The 4,596-nt window shown below is 72.1% G+C and carries 2 protein-coding genes and 1 pseudogene; 2 read left to right on the top strand and 1 reads right to left on the bottom strand.

The window, feature by feature from the left end; genetic code table 11:
* A partial coding sequence (locus DQP56_RS24495) for an EsaB/YukD family protein (protein ID WP_205868960.1) occupies nucleotides 1–342 on the bottom strand: 342 nt, incomplete at its 3' end.
* 114 nt (nucleotides 343–456) lie between these two features.
* Here DQP56_RS24495 and eccCb point away from each other — a divergent pair.
* Nucleotides 457–4,047, top strand: a complete 3,591-nt coding sequence (gene eccCb / locus DQP56_RS22625) for a type VII secretion protein EccCb (protein ID WP_112689236.1) — start codon at nucleotides 457–459, stop codon at nucleotides 4,045–4,047.
* Nucleotides 4,044–4,596: pseudogene (locus DQP56_RS22630) on the top strand (type VII secretion-associated protein); the annotation flags it as partial. The gene eccCb and the pseudogene DQP56_RS22630, both read left to right, overlap by 4 nt.

Raw genomic sequence — 4,596 nt, forward strand, 5'->3', positions numbered from 1 at the left:
CAGGTTCGAATTGGTGGGCTCGGCGGGCTCGTCGAAACGCGGTTCCGGTGCGATGTCGTCGGCGCATGTCAGCACCAGCACGGCACCGTCGCAGATCCCCTGTTGCCCCAATGTCTTCGAGCCGTCCAACGGCGGGCGGCCGGGTTGCGCGAGCCGGTAGGGGCGCAGTGGCAGCGGACCGGCGGGGACCGATGCCGGCTGCGGGCCCTCGCTTCCCGAGACGAGGTCGACGACGGCGCCGACCAGCAGCGCCACCGGGACCGCAGCCGGCAGCGCCAGATCGGCGTGACCGGTGTCGGCGTAGACCGCGACCCGCCGCAGACCCGAATCCGAACCAGCCACCGCCGCCTCCTCGCGCTCGCGTTGCGCGAACGCTACCGCGACGGCAGACCGCGTGATTTCGGTGTTCCACAGCTGACTTGCCGAGTGATTCGGCGGCTGTTTACGGTGTGGCCGATGACCGAGCTGGGACGTGTCGCGAGCCCGCCGCCGGCGCCGCCGTCCGGTGAAATCACCGTCGCGGCACCGCCCCCGGTGCAGCGCCCGAATTCCCCGGTGGCGCTGACCCGGCTACTGCCGGTTGTCATGTCGGTGGGGATGCTCGTCATGACCGCGGTGCTCTACCGCTCGGGTTCGCCGGTTGCGCGCAGCCCGATGTTCGCGTTGCTGCCGCTGCTGATGCTGGCGTCTGCGGCGGCAGCGGTGCTGGCCGGGCGAAGCAGCGACGATCTGGACGGTAACCGGGACGACTACCTGGGTTATCTGGCTGCGCTGCGGGAGTCGGTTACCGCGACCGCCGCAACGCAACGTTCGTTTCTGGTGTGGGCGCACCCGGACCCCGAAGCGTTGTGGACGTTGGTAGGCAGTGACCGGATGTGGCAGCGCCGGCCCGGTGACGCCGAGGCCGGCCGAGTCCGGGTGGGCATTGGCCCGGTCGCCCTGGCGACCCGGCTGATACCGCCACCCGACGCGCCGGCCGGCCGCGCCGACCCCGTCACCACGACCGCGCTGCGCCGCTTCCTGCACACCCACGCGACGGTGCCCGAGGTGCCGATCACGATGCCGCTGCCGGGGTCGGCGCCGTTGCAGTTAGACGGCGACCGGGGCCGGGCGCGCGGCCTGCTGCGGGCGATGATCTGCCAGCTCGCGACGCTGCACGGCCCCGACGCGCTGCTGATCGCAGCAGTCGTCGACGACCCGCCCGGACACTGGGACTGGCTGAAATGGCTTCCCCACCATCAGCATCCGTCGGCCGTCGACGCCACCGGACCGTTACGGCTGACCTACCCCGATCTGGCCGCTGCGCAAGCCGCGTTGGCCGGCCGCCCGGCGGTGGTGGTCATCGACGACCCGGTCATGGGACTGGCGCTGACCGAAGCAGCGGCCTGGGATGCCGGCCGGGCCCGGCGGCTTCGGGTGAGCACGAGCACGCTGGAAGTGAGCACGACCACGCTGGGCGATTGCGACGGTGCCCGCCCGGATTTCCTCGGCACCGCGGCCGCGCTGGCGTGCGCCCAGCGACTGGCCGGCTGCAAGGCGGTGCAACCGGGCGGCCCGAGAAGCTGGGCGCAGCTGGTGGGCATCGGCGCCGTCGACGAGTTCGACCCGCCCGCGGTGTGGCGCGGCGCACCGGCGCAGCGGCTGAGCGTTCCGATCGGCACCGACCCGCAGGGCGACCCGGTGCGGCTGGACATCAAGGAGGCCGCCGAAGAAGGCAGCGGCCCGCACGGGCTGTGCATCGGCGCCACTGGCTCGGGGAAATCGGAGTTCCTGCGCACGCTGGTGCTCGGCATGATGGTCCGGCATTCGCCGGCGGACCTGAACCTGGTGCTCATCGACTTCAAGGGTGGCGCGACGTTTCTCGGATTCGAGGACGCGCACCATGTGGCCGCGGTGATCACCAACCTGGCCGATGAGGCGCCGCTGGTGGAACGGATGCGCGAAGCGCTGACCGGTGAGATGCAACGGCGCCAGGAACTGCTGCGCGCCGCCGGGGTGGCGGGGATCAGCGGCTACCGGCAGGCCCGGCGGCCTGCCGCAGCGGCACTGCCCGAGCGGCCCGAGCTGCCCGCCCTGCTCGTCATCGTCGACGAATTCTCCGAATTGCTCGATCAACAGCCAGATTTCATCGACATGTTCGTCGCGATCGCCCGGCTGGGGCGGTCCTTGGGGATTCACCTCCTGCTGGCCAGCCAGCGGCTCGAGGAGGGCCGGCTGCGCGGCCTGGAGTCGCACCTGTCCTACCGGGTGTGCCTCAAGACGGTGTCGGCCGCCGAATCGCGACTGGTGCTGGGCACCACGGACGCCTACGAGCTGCCCAACACCCCCGGCTCGGGTTTCCTGCGCACCGCCGACGGTGAGTTGCGGCGATTTCAGACGGCCTACGTCTCGGGCGCATGCCCCATCCCGCGACCGGCGCCGAGCCACGTTCGGCTGTTCACCGCCGCGCCGATCGGCCCGGTCGGGCCGGAGCCGCGAGCTGCCGGGCGTATCGTGCTGCAGGCGGTCCTGCAGCGATTGTCCGGCCACGGCCCGCCAGCCCGACAGGTGTGGCTGCCGCCGCTGGGCGACTCACCGGCGTTGGGCGAGCTGCTCGACGGCGGCTCTCCCGATCTGAGGGTGCCGATCGGGATCGTCGACCGCCCTTTCGAGCAGCGGCGCACCCCGCTGCTGATCCGGCTGGACGGTGCCGCCGGGCACGTCGCCGTCGTCGGCGCGCCGCAGTCGGGTAAGTCGACGACGCTGTCCACGCTGATCGCCGCGCTGAGCGCCACCCACGACGCCAGGCGGGTGGCGTTGTACTGCCTGGACTTCGGTGGCGGTGGCCTCGCCGCGCTGGGTTCACTGCCGCAGGTGGGAACGGTGGCCGGCCGTGGCCAGCCGGAACTGGTGCGGCGCACCGTCGCCGAGCTGGAGGCGATCTTGGAACGGCGGGAGGCGCGGTGCGAAGCGGCCGGCGGTCACCCGGCCGGCGACGTATTTTTGGTGATTGATGGATGGGCGGCGCTGTGCCGCGAATTCGATGTCGAGGCAACGATCACCGCCGTTGCCGCGCGCGGCCTGTCCCACGGCGTTCACCTGGTGCTGTCCGCGTCGCGGTGGGCCGAGATCCGGCCGGCGTTGCGGGATCTGATCGGCACCCGGATCGAACTGCGGCTGGGCGATCCGGCCGAATCCGAGCTGGACCGGCGTCAGGCGCAGCGGGTGCCCGCCGACCGGCCCGGGCGGGGCCTGACAGCTGAGGGCCTGCACCTGCTGGTGGCGCGCCCACGAGACTGGGAGCCGTTGCGGCGCGACGACTACACGGTGGCGCCCATACCGCTGCTGCCGACGGTGGTGCACCGGGCGGCGCTGACCGCCGGCGTTGACCACCCGGTGCTGGGCGTCGACGAGCGCGGCGCTGTGACAGTCGATTTCGGTCGGCAACCGCACCTGCTGATCCTCGGCGACAACGAGTGCGGCAAGACCACCGTGTTGCGCACGCTGTGCCGGGAACTGGCGCGGACCCGTGGCCCACAGCAGGCGCAGCTGCTGGTGGTCGATTATCGACGCGGCCTGCTCGGGGTCGTTGCCACCGAGTACCGGGCCGGCTACGCGATGTCGGCTGCGTCGTGCGCGCCCCTGGTGGCCGCCCTTGCCGACCGATTGGCCCGGCGGATACCCGGACCGGACATCGACGCCCAACAACTGCGTGACCGGTCCTGGTGGTCGGGACCGGACCTGTATGTACTGGTCGACGACTACGACCTGGTCGCCGCCGCGGGCGGCAACCCGCTGACTCCGCTGTTGGAATACCTGCCGCACGCAAGCGATCTGGGCTTGCACCTGGTGATTGCGCGCCGCAGCGGCGGGGCGGCGCGTTCGATGTACGAGCCGGTGCTGGCCGCACTGCACGACCTGGGTGCCATGGGGCTGACGATGAGCGGTGACGCGGCCGACACCCCGCTGATCGGTGCGGTGCGGCCGGGCCCGTTGCCGCCCGGGCGCGGCACCCTGGTCACCCGGGCCGGCGGGCAGCGGCTGATCCAGGTGGCGTGGGAGCCGTGACGCACCGTGCCGTGATCGAGGCCGGCCCTGCGACTGTGCACCGACTGTGTTGCGGCACAGCTGAATCGGCTGGCGCCACGGCGGCGATGGAGTGGATCGACGAGCCGTTCGCACTGGTCGACGGCCGGCCCGTCGAGGTGCCCGAGCTGCTGCGCGGCGTGCTGGCCTGCCCGTCGGCCGTCGCATCGATGGTGATCGTGCACCCGTCATGGTGGCCTGACCGGCGGGTCGAGCTGCTCACCACCGCGGCGCGCGGTCTGACCGAGGACATCATCACCGTGACGCGTTCCCGGCTGCTGTTCGACAGCTTTGCGGCGGCGGCCGTCGTCGAGATCGCCGCCGGGCTGGTGGCCGTCAGCGGCGCCGGGATCACCGCCGAGCCGCGGATCGGTCCGCCCGACGAGGTGGCCGCGGCGGTGGCTCGCCGCGTGCTGGTGGCTTCTCCCGGCCCGGACGCCGCGGTGGTGATCGACGCCCCGGTGGGAGCCGGCGGCGCCGCCGCATTGGCGACGATGATCGCCGACCGGCTACCAAGCTCGATGCAGGTAG

It is taken from the genome of Mycolicibacter senuensis (genome assembly GCF_003284925.1).
In the GTDB taxonomy this organism is placed as follows: Bacteria; Actinomycetota; Actinomycetes; order Mycobacteriales; family Mycobacteriaceae; genus Mycobacterium; species Mycobacterium algericum_A.